The sequence below is a fragment of the Brachybacterium sp. Z12 genome (assembly GCF_014400405.1).
Lineage (GTDB): Bacteria > Actinomycetota > Actinomycetes > Actinomycetales > Dermabacteraceae > Brachybacterium.
Window position 1 is genome coordinate 2993467 of record NZ_CP060496.1, and the last position, 17606, is coordinate 3011072.

Genomic DNA, 17606 nt, shown 5'->3' on the forward strand with positions numbered 1-17606 from the left:
CGCCCGATGAGCGAACTGACCCTGGTCGCGCTGCGCCTGGGCTTCGTGCTCGCGCTGTGGCTCTTCGTGATCGTCGTGGTGCTGGTGCTGCGCAACGACCTGTTCGGCACCACCGTGGTGACCCGCTCGAGCCGCGATCCGCGCCGCGAGCAGCGTCCCGCCTCGGGGCCCATCGGTGGTGCTGCGGCCGAGGCAGGCGCGGATCCGGCGCAGCTGCGCACGGACCCCGAGGTCACCCAGGCCGCGATGGTCGTCACCGCGGGCCCTCTGCGCGGCACCTCGCTGACGCTGGGCTCCACCCCGATCCTGATCGGCCGCGCTCCCGAGTGCACGCTGGTGCTGGATGACGACTACGCCTCCAACCGCCACGCCCGCGTCTTCCAGCGCGAGGGCGAGTGGATGGTGGAGGATCTGGGCTCCACCAACGGCACCCTGGTGTCCGGGCGCCGGATCGAGGGCGCCGTGCCGTTCCGTCCCGGGGCACAGGTGCGGATCGGCCGCACCGAGATCGAACTGAGACGAGGTCCCCGATGAGCATTGCACTGCGGTACGCCGCCCGCTCCGACGTCGGCCTCGTGCGGTCCAACAACCAGGACTCCGGCTATGCCGGCTCCCACCTGCTGGTGGTGGCCGACGGCATGGGCGGTCACGCCGGCGGCGATGTCGCCTCCTCGGTGGCGATCGGCCGCCTCGCGCAGCTGGACTCCGAGACCCCGGCCTCCGACATCGTGGCCACCCTCGAGGAGAGCGTGCTCGAGGCGAACCAGGAGATCCTGCGCCGCGCCCGGGACGAGCCCCAGCTGCGGGGCCTGGGCACCACCATCACCGCGCTGCTGCGCGCGGAGGGCAAGTTCGCCCTCGCGCACATCGGCGACTCCCGCGCCTATCTGCTGCGCGCGGAGGAGACCACCCAGATCACCAAGGACCACACCTTCGTGCAGCGGCTGCTGGACGAGGGCCGGCTCACCGAGGACGAGGCGGAGCGCCATCCTCAGCGGTCGGTGCTGATGAGGGTCCTCGGCGATGTCGATGCCGATCCCGAACTGGATCTCTCGCTGCGACCGGCTCATCCCGGGGACCGCTGGATGCTCTGCTCCGACGGCCTGTCGGGGCTGGTCTCGCTGGACACCATCGACGCCACCCTGAAGGAGATCGAGGACCCCGGGGAGTGCGCGGAGGCCCTGATCCAGCTCGCCCTCAAGGGCGGCGGCCCCGACAACATCACCTGCATCATCGCCGATGTGGTCGATCTCGACGCGCTGCCGCGCGGCGAGGAGGCGCCGTCCTCGGCACCGCAGATCGTGGGCTCCGCGGCACGCAACCGACATGCGCCGACGACGGCCTCCGGCCCTGCGGCGAAGGCCGCGGCCCTCACCCGCGAGGAGCCCGAGGCCCCCTACGAGGACGATGACTTCTCCGAGGAGGAGCCGCCGCGTCGCAGCCTCTGGCCGGCACTGGTGGCCCTGACGCTCCTGCTCGCTCTGCTGGGCGGGCTGCTGTGGGCGGGCTACGCCTGGTCGCAGCGGCAGTATTACGTCGGCACCGACGGCACCCACGTGGTCCTCTACCAGGGGTTGGCGCAGGATCTGGGGCCGATCTCGATGTCCGAACCCGTCGAGGTCACCGACGTCGAGCTCGAGGACCTGCCCGAGGTGACCCGTCAGCAGGTCGAGAGCTCCATCTCCGCCTCCGATCGTGAGTCCGCCGAGCTGATCATCGAGCGGCTCGAGCTGGCCGCGTCCGCGAACCAGCCGCCTCCGGTGGTCTCCCCTGCTCCCTCCGACGCCGGCGGCGCCTCGGATGCCGGGGGCCGCGAGGAGGAGGAAGCAGCAGGCTCCGGGGAGATGGAGCCCCTCCCCACCAGCACCGACCGTGGGATCCCGCATCCCGGCCAGGGCGAGGAGACCTGATGGCCACGGTCGTGTCCTACACCGCGCGCCCGCGCCGCCTCACGCAGGGGCTGCTGCTGCTGGCGGCGGTGATCATCGGGGTGGGCGCCTACGCCCTGGTGGGACTCGGTCGGCATGACGAGCTGCCGGAGAACCTCATGACGGTGGGGATCGGCGCCCTCGTGCTCGTGATCGCGCTGCAGGTCGCGGTCATGTGGCGCACCCCGTACGCCGATCCCGTGATCCTGCCGATCGTGGTGCTGCTGAACCTGCTGGGCATCGCGATGATCGAGAGCATCCACGGCGCGAACACGATCTACGAGATCCGCAGCTCGGCCAGCGCGGACCGTCAGATGCTGTGGGCGGTCGTCGGCGTGGGTCTGTGCATCGCCGTGGTGGTGCTGCTGCGCGACCACCGCCGGCTGCGCCGCTATACCTGGATCAGCGCCGTGGCCGGCGGCGTGCTGCTGCTGCTGCCGCTGGTGCCGGGCCTCGGTTCGGCGCGCAACGGTTCGCAGATCTGGATCTCGATCGCGGGGTACAGCTTCCAGCCGGCGGAGCTGGCGAAGATCGCCTTCGCGATCTTCTTCGCCGGCTACCTGGTCTCCCGCCGCGACACCCTCGCCCTTGCGGGCCCGAAGGTGCTGGGCATCCAGCTGCCGCGCTGGTCCGACTTCGGTCCGATCCTGGTGGCCTGGGGCTTCGCGATGGCGGTGCTGGTGTTCCAGACGGATCTGGGCACCTCTCTGATGTTCTTCGGCCTGTTCGTGGTGATGCTGTACGTGGCGACCGACAGGCTCAGCTGGCTCATCATCGGAGCGGTGATGTTCCTGCCTCCGGCGGTGTTCGCCGCCACCCAGATGGGTCACGTGCGCACCCGCATCACCTGCTGGCTGGACCCGCTGTCGAGCGAGAACTACTCCTCCTGCATGCAGATCAGCCAGGGCCTGTTCGGCCTGTCCAACGGTGGGCTCACCGGTGCCGGCCTCGGCGAGGGCCGGCCCGACGTGGTCCCCCATGCGGAGTCCGACTTCATCTTCGCCTCCTTCGCGGAGGAGCTCGGCATGGTCGGCGCCTTCGCCCTGCTGCTGCTCTACCTGCTGCTGGTGCAGCGCGCGATCCGCGCCGCCGTCGGCATCTCGGACGGCTTCGGCACCCTGCTCGCCGGCGGCCTCGGCTTCGTGATGGCCCTGCAGGTCTTCGTGGTGGTCGGCGGCGTGACCCGCGTGATCCCGCTGACCGGCCTGACCCTTCCCTTCCTCGCCGCGGGAGGCAGCTCGCTGGTGTGCAACTGGATCATCGCCGGGATCCTGGTGCGGCTGTCCGATGCGGCCCGTCGGCCCGCGGCCCGACAGGTCCCGGGCGCTGCCCCCACCGCTGCGCGCAGAGATTCGGAGGTGCCCGCATGAACAAGCCCCTCCGCCACGTCTGGCTGGTGACCGGCGTGCTGTTCATCCTGCTGTTCACCTCCACCACCTACTTCCAGGTGATCGCCCAGAACCGGCTGAACGCCCACGGCCAGAACGACCGCACCACCTACAACGAGTACGGCCGCCATCGCGGACCGATCGTGGTGGACGGCCAAGCCATCGCGAGCTCACGGGAATCCGGGGACACCTACGGCTACCTGCGCAGCTACGACCCGGCGGGGATCTACGCCCCGGTGACCGGCTACTACTCGGTGGTGTTCGGCTTCACCGGCATCGAGCGCTCGCTCAACGACACGCTCTCGGGGACGCGGACGCGCTGTTCTACCACCGCCTCTCCGCGATCCTCTCGGGGCAGCAGGGGCAGGGTGCCAGCGTCGAGCTCACCCTCGACTCTGCCGCGCAGGAGGCTGCATGGGAGGCGCTCGACGGGCGCCGCGGCTCCGTGGTCGCCCTGGACCCGGAGACCGGCGCGGTGCTCGCGATGGTCTCCGCCCCCAGCTACGATCCGAACCGTCTGGCTTCGCACGACACCGGTGCGGTCAACCGCGCCTGGACGGAGCTCAACGACGATCCGGACCGGCCCCTGACCAACCGCGCCATCGGCGGGGACCTCTATCCGCCGGGCTCCGCGTTCAAGCTCGTGGTCGCCTCCGCGGCGCTCGAGACCGGGGAGTACACCGCGGAGACGGAGATCCCCGGCCCGGGCACCTACGACCTGCCGAACTCCTCGGCCGTGATGAACAACCGCGCCAGCGGCGGCACGGAGCCCTGCGGCCCGGACGACGCCTCCACCCTCGCCGACGCGCTGCGTCAGTCCTGCAACACCTCGTTCGCCCTGCTCGGGACCGAGGTCGGCGAGGACGCGCTGCGAGAGACCTCGGAGGAGTTCGGTTTCGGCCAGCGGCTCGAGATCCCGCTGTCGGTGACGCCCTCGAGCATCGGCGATGAGCTGGACGCGGCCCAGATCGCGACCACCTCGATCGGGCAGTACGAGACCCGGGTGACACCGCTGCAGATGGCGATGGTCGCCGGTGCCTTCGCGAACGACGGTGTGGTGATGGAGCCGCAGCTGGTCCAGGCGGTGCGCACCAACGATCTGTCCACGGTCGCCGAGCTCAGCCCGAAGGAGCTCGGCCAGCCGCTGACCGCGGCGAACGCCGCCCAGATGCGCCAGATGATGGTGGGCGTGGTCGAGGACGGCACCGGCACCGCCGCAGCGATCGACGGCGTCGAGGTGGGAGGCAAGACGGGTACCGCGGAGTGGGGCGAGGATCGCGCCGCGCACTCCTGGTACGTGGGGTACGGACAGCAGGAAGACCAGAAGATCGCTGTGGCGGTCCTGGTCGAGCAGGGCGGATACGGCTCGCGCACTGCGGCGCCGATCGCCAAGGACGTGATGGAAGCGGTGATCCAGCCATGAGGACGCAGCCAGGACTCGTGCTCGAAGGGCGCTATGAACTGACGTCGCTGATCGCCACCGGCGGGATGGGTCAGGTCTGGAAGGGTCGTGACCAGGAGCTCGACCGCGAGGTCGCGATCAAGGTGCTGCGCGAGGAGTATGCGGGGGACGAGGGCTTCCTCAAGCGCTTCCGCGCCGAGGCCCGCCACACCGCCGCGCTCTCCCATGACGGCATCGCCGCGCTCTACGACTACGGCGAGCTCGACGGCCGGGCGTACATCGTGATGGAGCTCTGCCCGGGCCGGCCGCTCTCGGAGATCATCGAGCAGAACCCCGGCGGGCTGCCCGAGAAGCGGGTCGTCGCGCTGCTCATCGAGCTCGCGCGCGCACTGGACGCCGCCCACTCCAAGGGCGTGGTCCATCGTGATGTGAAGCCCGAGAACGTCCTGGTGGACGAGAAGAACGACTGGTCCACCAAGATCACCGACTTCGGGATCGCACGCAGCAAGGATCAGGCGCGGCTGACCAAGACCGGTCTGGTGATGGGCACCGCCCAGTACCTCTCTCCGGAGCAGGCGATGGGCAAGCAGGCCACTTCGCTCTCGGACATCTACGCGCTGGGCATCGTGGGCTACGAGATGCTGAACGGCCGCCGCCCCTTCACCGGCTCCAGCCAGGTGGAGATCGCCATGGCCCAGGTGAAGCAGCAGCCGCCGGAGCTGTCCGAGGCGATCACCGAGGATCTGCGGCGCCTGGTGATGATGATGCTCGCCAAGGCCCCCGCGAATCGTCCCCGCTCGGCGTCGGCGGTGGCGCGGATCCTCGAAGCCATCCAGCGCGGGGTCGAGCCGCGCTTCACCACCGGGGCGATCCCGGTGAGCCGGGTCGAGGACCACGACTGGACCGGTGAGAACCGGATCCGTCCCGGCGGCTCCCGCGGCCCGTCCAGCGGTTCTCCGTCGCCGAAGGGGCAGGCCCCCGGGTCCTCGCCCACCGGGACCCGCACCGCTGCGATGCCGCTGCCGCTGTCCGGTCGCGGACGCGGCATCCGTCACCGCTCCGCCACCTCCGGCCCCTCGGCGCTGTCCGCGGCGTCGGCCGGTTCCGCCCCGCGGCGGACGACGAGCTCCGCCCGCTCGGCGGCGTCCCCGGCGCCCCCGCCCCGCTCGGCACGCAGACCCTCCTCCGGGCAGGCCCCGGGACGTCGGCCGCTGCGACGAGCCGCGGGGCGAAGGACGCCCCGGAGCGCGCCTTCAGCGCGAGCGCCTTCGACGACGTGGACACCGCCGCCTCCTCGCGGACCGTCCACGGCACCTCCGTCACCGGTCGCAAGGTGGCCGGGATGTCGGTGCCCGGGCTGGTGCTGGTGCTCCTGGTGATCGTCGCGATCGCCGCCGCGGTGCTGGGCGGGCTGGGCATGCTGCCCTTCGGCGCGGCGGGGCCCGGCACGGGAGCGGACATCGCTCAGCTCTGGGGAGATGAGGGGACGTCAACGACTACGATGGTCGGATCGGTCGGTGTCGGCCACGGCACGAGGACAGGTGTGGAGTGAGCGAGAAGAACGTGGTCCTGGGCGGGCGGTACCGTCTGGGAAAGATCCTCGGGACCGGGGGCATGGCCGAGGTGTTCCTCGCGGAGGACACCCGCCTGCACCGCACGGTGGCCGTCAAGGTGCTGCGCTCGGATCTCGCCCGTGATGCGAACTTCCAGGAGCGGTTCCGGCGCGAGGCGCACAGCGCCGCCTCCCTGAACCACCCCTCGATCGTCGCGGTGTACGACACCGGCGAGGAGCATCAGACCACCGTCACCGGCGCGGACGTCACCATCCCGTACATCGTGATGGAGCACGTCAAGGGGAGCACCCTGCGCGAGCACATCGATCCCGCGAAGCCGATGGATGCCCATCAGGCCGGGGAGATCATGGCCGCGCTGCTCAGCGCGCTGGAGTACTCGCACCGTGCCGGGATCGTGCACCGGGACATCAAGCCCGGCAACATCATGATCAACGAGGCCGGCGCGGTGAAGGTCATGGACTTCGGGATCGCCCGCGCGATCGCCGATGCGACCAGCGCGATGACCGCGACCCAGGCCGTGATGGGCACCGCCCAGTACCTCTCCCCGAGCAGGCTCGCGGCCAGCTGGTCGATGCCCGCTCGGACATCTACTCCGCCGCATGCGTCATGTTCGAGATGCTCACCGGGCGCCCGCCCTTCACGGGCGACACCCCGGTCTCGATCGCGTATCAGCACGTGCGCGAGGAGCCCCACGCGCCGTCCGCCTACAACACCGCGATCACCCCCGCCATGGATGCGGTGATCCTCACGGGCCTCGCCAAGGATCGCGAGCTGCGCTACCCCAGCGCGGTCGCCTTCTCCCGCGACATCGCCGCTGTGGTGGGCGGGCGTGCGCCCAGCCTGGTCGCCAGCGCGGGTTCCGCAGGGGACGATCCCGAGGCGACCACGGTGCTCAGCTCGGTCGACGACGCCACCGAGGCGCTGCCCGCGATGGCCGGCGCCGGTGCGGTCGGCGCCGCCGGGCTGCGTGCCCAGAGCTGGAACGGGGCATCCGCTCCGACCCCCTCCACCGGGCCGATCGCCCTGCACACGGCCGACGAGGTCGAAGAAGAGCAGGAAGAGCGCAAGAAGCCCTGGTGGCTGATCATCCTGGTGATCGTGGCCGTGCTCGCCCTGGTCGGCGCCGCGATCGCGGTCTTCGATCCGTTCGGCGACCGTGGACCGGAGATGGTGCAGGTCCCGGCAGTCGTGGGAGAGACCGAGGAGGACGCGGGCACGATACTGCGCGAAGAGGGATTCGAGCCGGAGTTCACCCAGCAGGAGTCCGAGGAGGTCGAGGCCGGGCGGGTCATCGAGACCACCCCGGGCGAAGGTGAGGAGGCCGAGACCGGCTCGGTCGTCGCCGTGGTGGTCTCCGCAGGCCCGGAATCGGTCACCGTGCCCGACGGGCTCGAGGGGAAGACCCGCGAGGAGGCCCTTGAGGCGCTCGAGGAGGCCGGCCTGACGATGACCGAGGGCGACGCCGAGGACGTCCCCCAGGAGCAGGGCACCGTCTCCAGCACCAGCCCGCTGGGCGGCGCCACCGTGGAGAAGGGATCCGAGGTGGAGGTGCGGCTCGCCTCCGGCAAGGTCGAGATGCCCAACGTCGAAGGAACGCACATCGACCGGGCGACCGAGACGCTCGAGGCCCGCGGCTTCACGGTGCCCGCCCCCTCGGAGCGGGAGGACCCGGAAGAGGATCCCGGCACCGTGCTCTCGCAGACCCCCGCTGCGGATGGCGGGCTCGTGCCCTACGGCTCGAGCGTGGACCTCGTGATCGCTGCGGCACCCGGGCCGGTGAAGGTCCCGAACGTCACCGGGCACACGCTCGATGACGCGCAGCAGACCCTGCGGGAGGCCGGGTTCGGCCTCGATCCGACCGAGGAGCATTCCGATTCCGTGCCCAAGGGCCAGGTGATCCGCACCGAGCCCGCGGCGAACGAATCGGCCGATCGCGGCTCCACGATCATCATCGTCGTCTCCTCAGGCCCCGAGCCGACGCCGACACCGACGCAGACCCCGTCGCCCTCGGACTCGCAGAGCCCCTCGGAGTCGCCGAGCGAGACCCCCACCGACGACCCCAGCGACGACCCGGAGGACGGCGAGGACAACGCCCAGGGCAACAACGGCCGTGGCAAGGGCAACGGACGGGGCGGCGGCAATGGCAACGGCTGATCGCGACAGCCGCCCCGCACGCATCCTGGTGGTCGACAACTACGACAGCTTCGTCTACACGATCGTGGGCTACCTGCAGCAGATGGGTGCTGAGACGGTCGTGGTGCGCAATGACGAGGTGCCGCAGGACGCCGCCGGAGCTGTGGACCTGAGGGGGATGGATGGGGTGCTGGTCTCCCCGGTCCCGGGAATCCGAGCACCGCGGGGCGCTCTCTCGAGGTGATCGGGGCCTGCGCCGAGCAGTCGGTGCCGATGCTCGGGGTATGCCTGGGCCACCAGGCCCTCGGCCAGTACTTCGGTGCCACCGTGGACCACGCACCGCAGCTCATGCACGGCCGCACCAGCGAGCTCACCCACGAGGGGGCCAGCGTCTTCGCCGGCGTCCCCTCCCCGATGACCGCGACCCGCTACCACTCGCTCACGGTGGTACCGGAGACGATCCCCGCAGAGCTCGAGGTCACCGCCCGCACCGCCGACGCCATGGTGATGGGCCTGGCACATCGCGAGCTGCCTCTGCACGGGGTGCAGTTCCATCCGGAGTCGGTGCTCACCGAGAACGGGCACCTGATGCTCGCCCGCTTCCTCGAGCTGTGCGACGGCCTCGACGCCGCCGAGCGCGCCGAGGGCCTCGAGCCCCTCATGACCACCGTCTGAGCCAGGTCAGGAGCGGGAGGGCCCCGGCCCATCACCGGGCTCCGGCGCGCCCACCAGACCGTCGTTGAAGGGCATGTACGGCGCGATCGCCGGGAACACCCAGCCGAAGAGCGCCACGATGATCGCCGCGAGCAGCAGCACGGCGAGGAGGATCCTCACCCACAGCGGCCCGGGCAGATGGCGGAACAGCCAGCCGTACATCAGCTCCCTTTCCCGTCGCCGGACGCGCCGGCACCCGTGGCGAGAGCCTCGGGGATTCCGTCGGCCCGGTCGGTCCAGTACGCGAACTCTGCGTGGACGATATAGCGCTCCCGGGCCGAGAACATCGGATGGCAGGCGGTCAGGGTGAGCATCTGCTCCGTGGGCTCGACACCCGGCTGCCCCGGTGTCGGTGCGATCACCTCGATCTCCTGCGGCTGCACGATCAGCGACTCGGTCACCTCGTACACGTAGAAGGCCTCCCCCGTCTCGACCACGATCGCCTCTCCGCTCTCGAGCCGGGCGATGTCCTCGAAGACGCGTCCGTAGGTGTTGCGGTGACCGGCCACCGAGAAGTTGCCGACCTCGCCGGGCAGGGCGGTCTCCGGGTAGTGCCCGGCGCCCTTGACGTTGAGCACCTCTTCGAGGCTCACGCCTTCGGCGAGGGGGAACTGCGGACGGTCGAAGGCGGGCACGTGCATCTTGCCCCAGACCATGGTGTCGTTCGGGGTGTCGGGCACCGGCGGAGGCCCGTCCTGGCGGGGGCGATCCGCTCGGCGTCGACCTCTCCCCATTCCTGTTCGAGGCCGTCGATGATGCCGGCCTGCTCGCGGTCGGCGAGCACGTCGGTCCACCACAGCTGCCAGACCAGGAAGAGCAGCAGCAGCACGCCGAGGGTCAGCAGCAGCTCACCGAGGATGCCGATCAGGCCGCTGCCGCGGCGCCTGCGGTGGGTGGGCCTCATCGGATCACCGTCGCATCGACGGTCAGCGAGCCTTCGAAGGCGGGCAGCGTGGTGTCCTCGAGGGTCTCGACCTTCTCGCCCAGCCCCACGTGGTCGACCCATTCGCGGTACACCTGGACGCCCGGATCCTGCTCGAGCGAGGCAGTCATCTCCTCGACCGGGCCGATCACGGTGATCTCGAACGGCGGGGAGTAGACCCGGCCCTCGAGCAGGAGGGTGTTGCCGGCGCAGCGGAAGGCGCTGCCGTTGATGACCCGCTGGTCCTGCAGCATCATCGCCTCGGCTCCGCCCTGCCACAGGGCGTTGATGTAGGACTCGAGATCCTGCTGGTGGACCACGAGGTCGTTGGGCTCGGTGCCGGGGATCGCGCCCAGCGCGCTGCTGGGGGCGTCGGTGAGGGTGATCCGGAGCGCGGGCCCGCTGACCTCGCTGAGCCCCACGGCCTCTCCGACCTGCGCGGTGCGCGCGGAGGTCTCGGCGCCGGCTCCTTGCCCGCGCAGCCGTTCGACCTCGGCGCGCTTGTCGACGTTGTCCTCGGTGAGCTGCTCGATATCGCGGCCGCGCTCCTGGAGCACGCCCACCACGTCGCTGCTCTCGTCCCGGATGGATCCACCCCCGGAGAGCCGTCCCGTGGTGGCGAACAGGACGCCGCACAGCATCATCACGAGCGCGACGCCGAGACGGCCCCGGAGGCGCGCAGGAGGGCGTTCGGCACCGTGGCCCGCGGCCTCAGCTTCCATCGTGGCTCCTCACTTCACGTCCTCGCCCGACGAGCATTACCCTAGGCCAAGGTCCGCGTCTGCGGACCCGCGCGGCACGCCCGCGCCGCCCGCCGCGTCGAGGGAGCACCGTTTCATGGCCAGGAGCAGGAAGAAGCCGTCCGCTCGGGCGGCGTCGAGCGCGAAGGCCGAGGCCGCGACGGAGAGCTCGGAGCGCCTGGGGACGGATGCCGACGACGAGGCGACGGCGGCTGCGGCCGAGAAGTCGACCTCCGCTGCGGCGAAGGACCCTGTCTCGAAGAAGCCGAAGGGCTCTTCGACGGGCAAGGACCCCGTGCGGCCCAAGGGTGGCGAGGTCACCGAGAAGGCCAAGGACTCCACCCGGTCCACCTCGGTGAAGAAGGCGGCCGCCGCGGAGAGCTCCCGCACCACCGGTCGCCGCGTCGCCGTGGCCACGCAGAACCCTGCCTGGCTGGCCCCGACGGCGGTCGTGCTCCTGATCCTGGGCCTGCTCTACCTGGTCACGTACTACATCTCCGCTGGCCAGCTGCCGCTGCCGATCGGCGACTGGAACCTCGCAGTGGGGTTCGGAGTGCTGATGGTGGGCGGCGGAATGCTGATGTTCTGGAAGTAGCCACCCTCTGAGGGGCTGCGCGATGGGGAGTTCTCCCCACCGCGCTGATCACCCTGCCCGGGTACGCTGGGAGCCACCGACACTGCCACAGCGCCGCCGGTGCCGCACATGTTCAGCGTTTCAGCGAATGACCCGACGGGGGCCCCATGACCAGCATCTCGACGCGACGACGAATCGTCGCCGTACTCCTCCTGCCCTTCCTGATGATCCTCGCCGGATGCGGGAAGCTCCATGCGGAGTTCGAGATCCAGGACGTCGACACCATCAATGTGAGCTACGACTTCGCCCTCGACGAGGAGGTGGCGACCACCGGCTTCAACACTGCGGAGGCCATGTGCGCCGACCTGGTCGACGAGATCTCGATCGCGGGCGAGATGGCTCCGGACATCGAGTCCTATGAGGAGAACAGCCAGTTCGGCTGCCTCATCACCGGCGTGATGACCAGCGACAACTTCGACTCGGACCTCTCCCTCACCGAAGAGGACGGCGAGTACCGGCTGTCGATCACCGGCCTGGAGGGCGCGGCCGACGACATCAGCGGCCCCGGCATGGACATGTCCGAATTCGACTTCCAGATGACCTTCACCTTCCCCGGCGAGATCATCGAGTCCGTCGGCGGCGAGGTCGACGGCAGCTCCGTCACCTACACCAGCCTCGAGGAGTTCACCGCGGGGGTCGACATCCGCGCCGACGCGGGCGGCTTCCCCTGGGTGATCGTGATCGTGGTCGTCCTGGTGCTCGGCTTCCTCTTCCTGCTCCTGCTCGCAGCGGTGGCCTTCTTCGTGATCCGTGCCCGGAAGAACAAGGGTGGCGGCTCGGGCCCGTCCAGTGGCATGCCCGGCGGCTACGGCGCAGCGGCCGCTGCCGCGCCCCCGGCGGCTCCGCAGAGCCCGCAGTGGAACGGCCAGGGCTCCCCTGCGCCGCAGCAGCCCGGCGGTCAGCAGTGGGGCCAGGCCTCGCCGCCCCCGCCCGCACCGCAGGGCGGTCAGCAGTGGGGCCAGGCTTCTCCCCCGCCGCCTGCACCGCAGGACGGTCAGCAGTGGGGCCAGGCCTCGCCGCCCCCGCCCGCACCGCAGGAGGGTCAGCCGTGGGCTCAGCCGGGGCAGGGTCAGCCGAATCAGGGCGGTCAGCCCTGGGACCATCCCGGCCAGGGACAGCAGCCTCCGCAGAATCCGGGCTGGTGACCTCGCACCGGTGAGCCGTCCGGGGGCCATGTGAGCAGGGTCATGGCTCCCGGATTGGCGCCGATCTGGACGGGCCGCTAAAGTAGTTCAGGTTGGTCCAGCCAGCAAGCGCCCGTAGCTTAACGGATAGAGCATCTGACTACGGATCAGAAGGTTGGGGGTTCGAATCCCTCCGGGCGCACTTTGTGTGAAGAAGCCCCTCACAGCACCGAATGGTGTGGTGAGGGGCTTCTTCGTCGTCGGCTCTGTGCGCCGGCCCGGGCCCAGCCCCGCCGGTCCGCTGCCGGGCCGGCGGGGCTGAGATCAGGCGGCGGCGGTGGCGGCGTCCCGCACCGAGGTCCAGGACTGCATCCGCTCCCGCGCCGCGGGATCGGTCTCGGCGGCGATCGCCCCGACGCGCGCCTGCTCGAGCAGCTCGTCGATCTCGACCCGCTGCCCACGCTCCACGGAGGCGACAGCTGCCTCGACCATCGCGAAGCTGAGCAGGTTCTCGTGCACCTCGCACATCGGGGTGCGGCCCTCGCGCAGGGCGCTCACGCACTCCACGAGGGACGCAGCGATCTGGTCCGGCTCCGGGGCGGTCTCGGCGGCAACCTCGTCCTGGAGCCGTGCGGTCGCCTCCAGGTCCTCGGTGCCGAGCACCGGGGCGTCGGTGCCGTCCCAGGTGGCCGAGCCGTGCTGGGCGGCGACGCGCCATTCGGCGTTCCAGCCGGTCGGCAGTCCGCGGGCGTTCCAGGTGCCGTGATACGCGAACAGCGAGTCGTCGGACATCTCGAAGGTCGCGCTCACGGTCGCGTCGTGCGAGTACACGCTCCAGTCGGGGCGGGTGCCATGGGCGGTGACCGCCACCGGGTCCGCTCCGGTGATGTACCGGGCGGCGTCGAAGGCGTGGATCCCCATGTCCCGCAGCAGGGGGTGCTGCTGGGTACGGCGGTAGCCGTCGTGCTCGACGAACAGGGAGAAGAAGGCACTGGTCATCACCGTCGGCCCGTGGGCGGCGACGAAGCTGCGCAGCTGCCGCACCTGGCGGAAGAAGCGCCTCGACTGCGAGACCATGAACGGCACGCCGGTCAGCTCCGTGTGTGCCATCAGGCTGAGCGCCTCGGACAGCGTCTCGGTGACGGGCTTCTCGCCGAGCACCGGGATGCCGGCGTGCAGCGCCTTCACCGTCACGGGGTGGTGGGCCACCGGCACGGTCGGGTTGACCAGCAGATCGGCGCCCAGCTCGAGCGCGAGCTCGACGCCGTCGGTGCCTGTGTGCACGGCCGACGGGTCCGCGACCCCGGACTGCTCGATGACACGCTGCGGGGCGCCGTCGACGAGGTCGGCGACCCCCACGAGCTCGGCGACGCCGCTGGCGACGATCTCGCGCGCCCACCAGCTGCCCATCCCGCCGGCGCCGACGACCACCACGCGGGCGGGCCGGTCCGAGGGCAGGCGCGGGAATTCGGTCAGGCCGGGGCCCGGGGTGGGCGCACCCGAGGTGTCGGTGAAGGTCTCTACGGTCGCCTCAGATGACACGCGAGACCTCTCCGCCGCGGAACCAATCCCGCTGCGCGTTGGCGATCTTGACCGGCGCGGCCTCGCGCTCCTCGGGGCGTGCCCAGACCACGGCGTTGGCCAGCACCCGCTGGATCTCGGCCTGATGGTAGACCGGGTACTCCTGGTCGCCGGGGCTGAAGTAGAAGATCTTGCCCTTGCCGCGGCGGAAGGCGGCACCGGAGCGGAACACCTCTCCCCGGCGAAGGAGGAGACGAACACCAGCTCGTCCGGGGCGGGGATGTCGAACATCTCCCCGTACATCTCCTGCTCGGGGACGACGATCGGGTGGGGGACGCCGCGGGCGATCGGGTGGGAGCCGTTGACGGTCCACACCCGCTCCTCCTCGCCGTCGTTGCGCCACAGCAGGTTGCAGGTGGTGCCCATCAGCGCCTTGAAGGGCTTGGAGTAGTGGGCGGAGTGCAGGGGCACCAGGCCCATGCCCTCGTGCACGCGGCGCACCACGCGCTCGACGATCTCGTCGGGGACGTCCTCATGGGCCATGTGACCCCACCAGGTGAGCACGTCGGTCTCGGCGAGCGCCTCCTCGGAGAGGGACTCCTCGATGTCGTCGAGCAGGGCGATGCGCACCTCAGCCTCGACGCCGTCGGCCGCGCGAGCAGCGTTCGCAGCCCCTCGGCGATCACCGTGTGCATCCCCTCGGGATAGATCTCCTGGACCCTCTGGTCGACCTTTTCGTGCCGGTTCTCGCCGAACACGGCAATGCGCAGTGCCATGGTGCTCTTCATCCTGTCGCTCGTGGTCCGCGGGCTCGTCCGCGGTGACGGTGGTCCCATCGTAGAGCCGCGGCGTGGCCGCCCGGGCCCGGCGTCCGGGTGCGCACAGCACTTCCACGCACCGGCCGACACCACCGGAGCGCCGCCCGGAACCGTGACCGGGATGTGATCTGTTTCTCACCTGGTCCGACTATGGTCGACTCCAGGCTCCTTCAATGGCGAGGGAGCCTGCATTTTCTCGGGGCGGGCGACCGCCGCCGGGATCCCCGCCGGGGCCCGGAGCCCCGCACGGGCCGGGCCGATGCCTCCTTGCGGACTCAGCACCATCGACCCGGCACCGACGGGAACATCGACCCGGCACCAACGGACGAGCCCTCCGGCCATGCCTGACACTTCCGGCCACCCCTCTACGAAGGTGCGCCGCACCGACAGGCCCCGACACCCCACGGCGACCTGCACCTCTTGTGCACCACGGTCACGCCGGGCGAGTGTGCTGCGTGACACACTGCCATTCTCTGCGTCCTGGAGGACCCATGTCCCGGCCCGTGCCCGCCCACTCGTCCGCCGCCCCGTCGGCCACCTCCCGAGGAGATCTCCCAGTTCCCTCCCGCCGCGCTCTGCCGGCGCCCTCCCGCCGCGCTCTGCCAGTTCCCTCCCGCCGCGCCCTGCTCCTGGGAGCCGCGGCCGTCGCACCGATGGTCGCCCTCGGCGCGGGCAGCGCCTCCGCCCTCAGCGGCTTCCACGACGCGGGCGACCTGCGCATCATCGACCACTGGGCCCATGAGGACATCCGCTCCGTCGACTTCCGCTTCGACACCGGCGGGCAGGTGCAGACCTTCGCCCCGTCCCTGCGCGTGACCGTCCCGGCGGGGTACGACCAGAACCCGGACAAGCACTACCCGGTGGTGCTGCTCCTGCACGGCGGCGGGGGCATGTACCAGGACTGGACGAACCACGGCAACGTCATCGAGCAGACGGAGAAGCACGAGGCCATCGTGGTGATGCCCGACGGCGGTGCGGGCTCCTTCTACTCCAACGCGAACTTCCCCGGCCCGGGCTCACCGCCAACTGGGAGTCGTTCATCATGGACATGGTGCTCCCGTTCGTGCACTCCAACTTCCGCACCGCCCCGGACCGGATGGCCATCGCCGGCCTGTCGATGGGCGGCTTCGGCGCCCTCGCTCTGGGGCAGCGCTACTGGGGCCACTTCCGCTCCGTCAGCTCCTATTCCGGCCCCGCCGATTGCGGTGCCTCCCCGCCGGGCTACTGGTGGGCACGCTGATCATGGTCTCGCCGCTCGGCGACGTCCCCCGCTACGGCCTGAACGCGAACGGCCCCGGCGCAATCTGGGGCCTGGAGCCGTACCCGGAGATCGCCCACGGCTACAACCCACTGGCGAACATCGAGGCCTACCGCGACAAGCGCATCTTCCTGCGCACCGGCAACGGCCCGCTGCTGGACCTGCTGGGCTTCGACGGGATGGACGATCTGATCGGCGAGTACCAGGAGCGCCTGGACCAGTTCGGGATGGATCTGCAGGAGAACGTCGTCATGCACACGCAGACGGCCTTCTCGAACGCGCTGTCCGATGCCGGGATCGAGCACGACTTCCGCGTCGACGACGGCGAGACCCACGAGTGGGGCCTGTGGAATCGCAGCTTCGCCGAGGACCTCCCGGGCATGCTCGAGGTGCTCAACTCCTGATCGACGTGCTGTGAGCTTGCGAGCGGCAGGAGAACAGGCCAGAAGGCGCGCCTGAGCCTCCGGCTCAGATCCTCCGAGCCCTCACCAGACGGCCGTCGGCCTCGAGCTGCTGCTCGAGAGCGGCGGCCGTCTCGAGGTGCGTGCGCGCGGCCCGGGCACGGCCCCGCAGACCGCCGAGGGCCCGCCCCGCGGATTCGCCCCACAGGTAGCGGATCTCGGTGGCGCCGGGGCTTTCACGCAGCTCGATCGCGGCGGTGAGGTGGAAGGCGGAGCCGGCGAGCGCGCCGAGGAACACCGTGCGGCGTCGGCTGCCGATCTCGAAGACGAGCCGGCCGGGGCTGTGCTCACGGGCGCTCCAGCCCCGCCCGGTGAAGAACTCCTCGAGGAGGGCTTGGACGGCGCTCGGCTCCGCCCGCACCGTCAGGACCACGCCTGCCGCAGGGTGCGCGCTCATGCGTCGGCGCCCGCGCGGGAGGGGCCGAGCTCGCGCAGCTCGGCGTTGGCCAGGTGCGGGACGTCGCGGTGATCGTGAGGGTCCATCCCGGCGCCGATCGCGAGCGCGATCTGCAGCACGTCCCCGTGGGCGACCAGCACCACGGGTGCGGTGCGGGCGATCTCGTCGGCCTCGCGCAGCACCGCGAGAACCCGGGCGACGACGGCGGAGACCTGCTCGACCTCGTGCTCGTGGGCGCCGCGGCCGCGGTCGATCTCCCACACCTGGTCGTAGGCGCTCGCGGGGCCTTCGTCGTGCCGGCCGAAGCTGCGTTCGCGCAGGCGCTGATCCAGGCTCGGCGCGGCCGTGCCGAGCCCGCCTGCGAACTCCTCAGCGGTCTGGAGGGCGCGGGCGAAATCGCTCGAGACCACCACCGTGCCCGGGCCCAGGCCCTGCGCAGCGCCGACGTCGGCGGCCTCGCGGGCCTGGGCACGGCCGAGCGGCGTCAGGCCCACCTCGGTGAGCGCCCGCGGCCCGGGGACCGAGACGATCAACCCCTCGACGTTCGCAGTGGACTCGCCGTGGCGCAGCACCCAGACCTGATTCGTCACGG

19 protein-coding genes, 1 tRNA gene and 3 pseudogenes are annotated in these 17606 nt (G+C 70.8%); 15 read left to right on the plus strand and 8 right to left on the minus strand.

Annotation, left to right across the window (positions count from 1 at the left end; translation table 11 throughout):
• Nucleotides 1–6: 6 nt before the first annotated feature.
• The 10 genes and pseudogenes from H3H54_RS15885 to H3H54_RS15925 all read left to right on the plus strand — a co-directional run bounded on the left by H3H54_RS15885 (nucleotide 7) and on the right by H3H54_RS15925 (nucleotide 9100).
• Nucleotides 7–534, plus strand: coding sequence for an FHA domain-containing protein (locus H3H54_RS15885; RefSeq protein ID WP_262424618.1), 528 nt, complete (start codon nucleotides 7–9; stop codon nucleotides 532–534).
• Nucleotides 531–1910 (plus strand): PP2C family serine/threonine-protein phosphatase, encoded by a 1380-nt coding sequence (locus H3H54_RS15890; RefSeq protein WP_262424619.1) that lies wholly within the window; start codon nucleotides 531–533, stop codon nucleotides 1908–1910. Before H3H54_RS15885 ends, H3H54_RS15890 begins: the two co-directional genes overlap by 4 nt.
• Nucleotides 1910–3298 (plus strand): FtsW/RodA/SpoVE family cell cycle protein, encoded by a 1389-nt coding sequence (locus H3H54_RS15895; RefSeq protein ID WP_262424620.1) that lies wholly within the window; start codon nucleotides 1910–1912, stop codon nucleotides 3296–3298. Before H3H54_RS15890 ends, H3H54_RS15895 begins: the two co-directional genes overlap by 1 nt.
• On the plus strand, nucleotides 3295–3906 hold the full coding sequence (locus H3H54_RS19175; protein WP_316249062.1) for a hypothetical protein: 612 nt from the start codon (nucleotides 3295–3297) through the stop codon (nucleotides 3904–3906). Before H3H54_RS15895 ends, H3H54_RS19175 begins: the two co-directional genes overlap by 4 nt.
• Nucleotides 3801–4739 (plus strand): penicillin-binding transpeptidase domain-containing protein, encoded by a 939-nt coding sequence (locus tag H3H54_RS19180; protein ID WP_316249232.1) that lies wholly within the window; start codon nucleotides 3801–3803, stop codon nucleotides 4737–4739. The genes H3H54_RS19175 and H3H54_RS19180 overlap by 106 nt, the downstream gene beginning before the upstream one ends.
• Entirely contained in the window at nucleotides 4736–6097 is a 1362-nt protein-coding gene (locus tag H3H54_RS15905) for a serine/threonine-protein kinase (protein ID WP_262424621.1), read from the plus strand. Before H3H54_RS19180 ends, H3H54_RS15905 begins: the two co-directional genes overlap by 4 nt.
• Entirely contained in the window at nucleotides 6061–6270 is a 210-nt protein-coding gene (locus tag H3H54_RS15910; protein WP_262424622.1) for a hypothetical protein, read from the plus strand. Before H3H54_RS15905 ends, H3H54_RS15910 begins: the two co-directional genes overlap by 37 nt.
• Nucleotides 6267–7034 carry a protein kinase domain-containing protein gene (locus H3H54_RS15915; protein WP_262424623.1) on the plus strand — a complete coding sequence of 256 codons (768 nt, stop codon included), beginning with the start codon at nucleotides 6267–6269 and terminating at the stop codon, nucleotides 7032–7034. The genes H3H54_RS15910 and H3H54_RS15915 overlap by 4 nt, the downstream gene beginning before the upstream one ends.
• 425 nt (nucleotides 7035–7459) lie before the next feature.
• Nucleotides 7460–8446 carry a PASTA domain-containing protein gene (locus H3H54_RS15920; RefSeq protein ID WP_262426511.1) on the plus strand — a complete coding sequence of 329 codons (987 nt, stop codon included), beginning with the start codon at nucleotides 7460–7462 and terminating at the stop codon, nucleotides 8444–8446.
• Nucleotides 8433–9100, plus strand: a pseudogene (locus tag H3H54_RS15925) (anthranilate synthase component II). The gene H3H54_RS15920 and the pseudogene H3H54_RS15925 overlap by 14 nt, the downstream one beginning before the upstream one ends.
• Before the next feature lie 6 nt (nucleotides 9101–9106).
• Here the strand turns inward: H3H54_RS15925 and H3H54_RS15930 are convergent.
• The 4 genes from H3H54_RS15930 to H3H54_RS15945 are packed head-to-tail and all read right to left on the minus strand — an operon-like array spanning nucleotide 9107 to nucleotide 10783.
• Nucleotides 9107–9301, minus strand: a complete 195-nt coding sequence (locus H3H54_RS15930; protein ID WP_262424624.1) for a hypothetical protein — start codon at nucleotides 9299–9301, stop codon at nucleotides 9107–9109.
• The gene (locus H3H54_RS15935; RefSeq protein WP_262424625.1) at nucleotides 9301–9819 is read right to left on the minus strand and encodes a class E sortase; all 519 of its coding nucleotides are present in this window, start codon (nucleotides 9817–9819) and stop codon (nucleotides 9301–9303) included. The genes H3H54_RS15930 and H3H54_RS15935 overlap by 1 nt, the downstream gene beginning before the upstream one ends.
• A complete protein-coding gene (locus tag H3H54_RS15940; RefSeq protein WP_262424626.1) occupies nucleotides 9729–10043 on the minus strand; it encodes a hypothetical protein in 315 nt (104 codons plus the stop codon). Before H3H54_RS15940 ends, H3H54_RS15935 begins: the two co-directional genes overlap by 91 nt.
• Nucleotides 10040–10783 carry a DUF881 domain-containing protein gene (locus tag H3H54_RS15945; protein ID WP_262424627.1) on the minus strand — a complete coding sequence of 248 codons (744 nt, stop codon included), beginning with the start codon at nucleotides 10781–10783 and terminating at the stop codon, nucleotides 10040–10042. Before H3H54_RS15945 ends, H3H54_RS15940 begins: the two co-directional genes overlap by 4 nt.
• Before the next feature lie 115 nt (nucleotides 10784–10898).
• Here H3H54_RS15945 and H3H54_RS15950 point away from each other — a divergent pair, with 115 nt between their 5' ends.
• From H3H54_RS15950 to H3H54_RS15960, 3 genes are all read left to right on the plus strand, one after another.
• Nucleotides 10899–11396, plus strand: a complete 498-nt coding sequence (locus H3H54_RS15950; RefSeq protein WP_262424628.1) for a cell division protein CrgA — start codon at nucleotides 10899–10901, stop codon at nucleotides 11394–11396.
• A gap of 146 nt (nucleotides 11397–11542) precedes the next feature.
• Nucleotides 11543–12580, plus strand: coding sequence for an LppM family (lipo)protein (locus H3H54_RS15955; RefSeq protein ID WP_262424629.1), 1038 nt, complete (start codon nucleotides 11543–11545; stop codon nucleotides 12578–12580).
• A 108-nt stretch (nucleotides 12581–12688) separates the two neighbouring features.
• Nucleotides 12689–12761: transfer RNA gene (locus tag H3H54_RS15960), tRNA-Arg, on the plus strand.
• A 122-nt stretch (nucleotides 12762–12883) separates the two neighbouring features.
• Here H3H54_RS15960 and H3H54_RS15965 read toward each other — a convergent pair.
• Nucleotides 12884–14101 carry a Gfo/Idh/MocA family protein gene (locus tag H3H54_RS15965; protein ID WP_262424630.1) on the minus strand — a complete coding sequence of 406 codons (1218 nt, stop codon included), beginning with the start codon at nucleotides 14099–14101 and terminating at the stop codon, nucleotides 12884–12886.
• Nucleotides 14091–14856 (minus strand): annotated as a pseudogene (locus tag H3H54_RS15970) (ThuA domain-containing protein). The gene H3H54_RS15965 and the pseudogene H3H54_RS15970 overlap by 11 nt, the downstream one beginning before the upstream one ends.
• A 695-nt stretch (nucleotides 14857–15551) precedes the next feature.
• On the opposite strand from H3H54_RS15970, the pseudogene H3H54_RS15975 reads away from it, so the two are divergent.
• Nucleotides 15552–16138: pseudogene (locus H3H54_RS15975) on the plus strand (alpha/beta hydrolase).
• The gene (locus H3H54_RS15980) at nucleotides 16126–16560 is read left to right on the plus strand and encodes a hypothetical protein (RefSeq protein ID WP_262424631.1); all 435 of its coding nucleotides are present in this window, start codon (nucleotides 16126–16128) and stop codon (nucleotides 16558–16560) included. Before H3H54_RS15975 ends, H3H54_RS15980 begins: the two are co-directional and overlap by 13 nt.
• A 64-nt stretch (nucleotides 16561–16624) precedes the next feature.
• On the opposite strand, the gene H3H54_RS15985 is transcribed toward H3H54_RS15980, so the two are convergent.
• On the minus strand, nucleotides 16625–17014 hold the full coding sequence (locus H3H54_RS15985) for a hypothetical protein (RefSeq protein ID WP_262424632.1): 390 nt from the start codon (nucleotides 17012–17014) through the stop codon (nucleotides 16625–16627).
• On the minus strand, nucleotides 17011–17604 hold the full coding sequence (locus tag H3H54_RS15990; RefSeq protein ID WP_262424633.1) for a histidine phosphatase family protein: 594 nt from the start codon (nucleotides 17602–17604) through the stop codon (nucleotides 17011–17013). The genes H3H54_RS15985 and H3H54_RS15990 overlap by 4 nt, the downstream gene beginning before the upstream one ends.
• Between the last annotated feature and the right edge of the window lie 2 nt (nucleotides 17605–17606).

Bases quoted from the DNA above. Each gene is read 5' to 3' on its own strand.
- H3H54_RS15885 (WP_262424618.1), top strand. From the start codon at position 7: ATGAGCGAACTGACCCTGGTCGCGCTGCGCCTGGGCTTCGTGCTCGCG.
- H3H54_RS15890 (WP_262424619.1), top strand. From the start codon at position 531: ATGAGCATTGCACTGCGGTACGCCGCCCGCTCCGACGTCGGCCTCGTG.
- H3H54_RS15895 (WP_262424620.1), top strand. From the start codon at position 1,910: ATGGCCACGGTCGTGTCCTACACCGCGCGCCCGCGCCGCCTCACGCAG.
- H3H54_RS19175 (WP_316249062.1), top strand. From the start codon at position 3,295: ATGAACAAGCCCCTCCGCCACGTCTGGCTGGTGACCGGCGTGCTGTTC.
- H3H54_RS19180 (WP_316249232.1), top strand. From the start codon at position 3,801: ATGGTCTCCGCCCCCAGCTACGATCCGAACCGTCTGGCTTCGCACGAC.
- H3H54_RS15905 (WP_262424621.1), top strand. From the start codon at position 4,736: ATGAGGACGCAGCCAGGACTCGTGCTCGAAGGGCGCTATGAACTGACG.
- H3H54_RS15910 (WP_262424622.1), top strand. From the start codon at position 6,061: ATGTCGGTGCCCGGGCTGGTGCTGGTGCTCCTGGTGATCGTCGCGATC.
- H3H54_RS15920 (WP_262426511.1), top strand. From the start codon at position 7,460: ATGGTGCAGGTCCCGGCAGTCGTGGGAGAGACCGAGGAGGACGCGGGC.
- H3H54_RS15930 (WP_262424624.1), bottom strand. From the start codon at position 9,301: ATGTACGGCTGGCTGTTCCGCCATCTGCCCGGGCCGCTGTGGGTGAGG.
- H3H54_RS15940 (WP_262424626.1), bottom strand. From the start codon at position 10,043: ATGAGGCCCACCCACCGCAGGCGCCGCGGCAGCGGCCTGATCGGCATC.
- H3H54_RS15945 (WP_262424627.1), bottom strand. From the start codon at position 10,783: ATGGAAGCTGAGGCCGCGGGCCACGGTGCCGAACGCCCTCCTGCGCGC.
- H3H54_RS15950 (WP_262424628.1), top strand. From the start codon at position 10,899: ATGGCCAGGAGCAGGAAGAAGCCGTCCGCTCGGGCGGCGTCGAGCGCG.
- H3H54_RS15955 (WP_262424629.1), top strand. From the start codon at position 11,543: ATGACCAGCATCTCGACGCGACGACGAATCGTCGCCGTACTCCTCCTG.
- H3H54_RS15985 (WP_262424632.1), bottom strand. From the start codon at position 17,014: ATGAGCGCGCACCCTGCGGCAGGCGTGGTCCTGACGGTGCGGGCGGAG.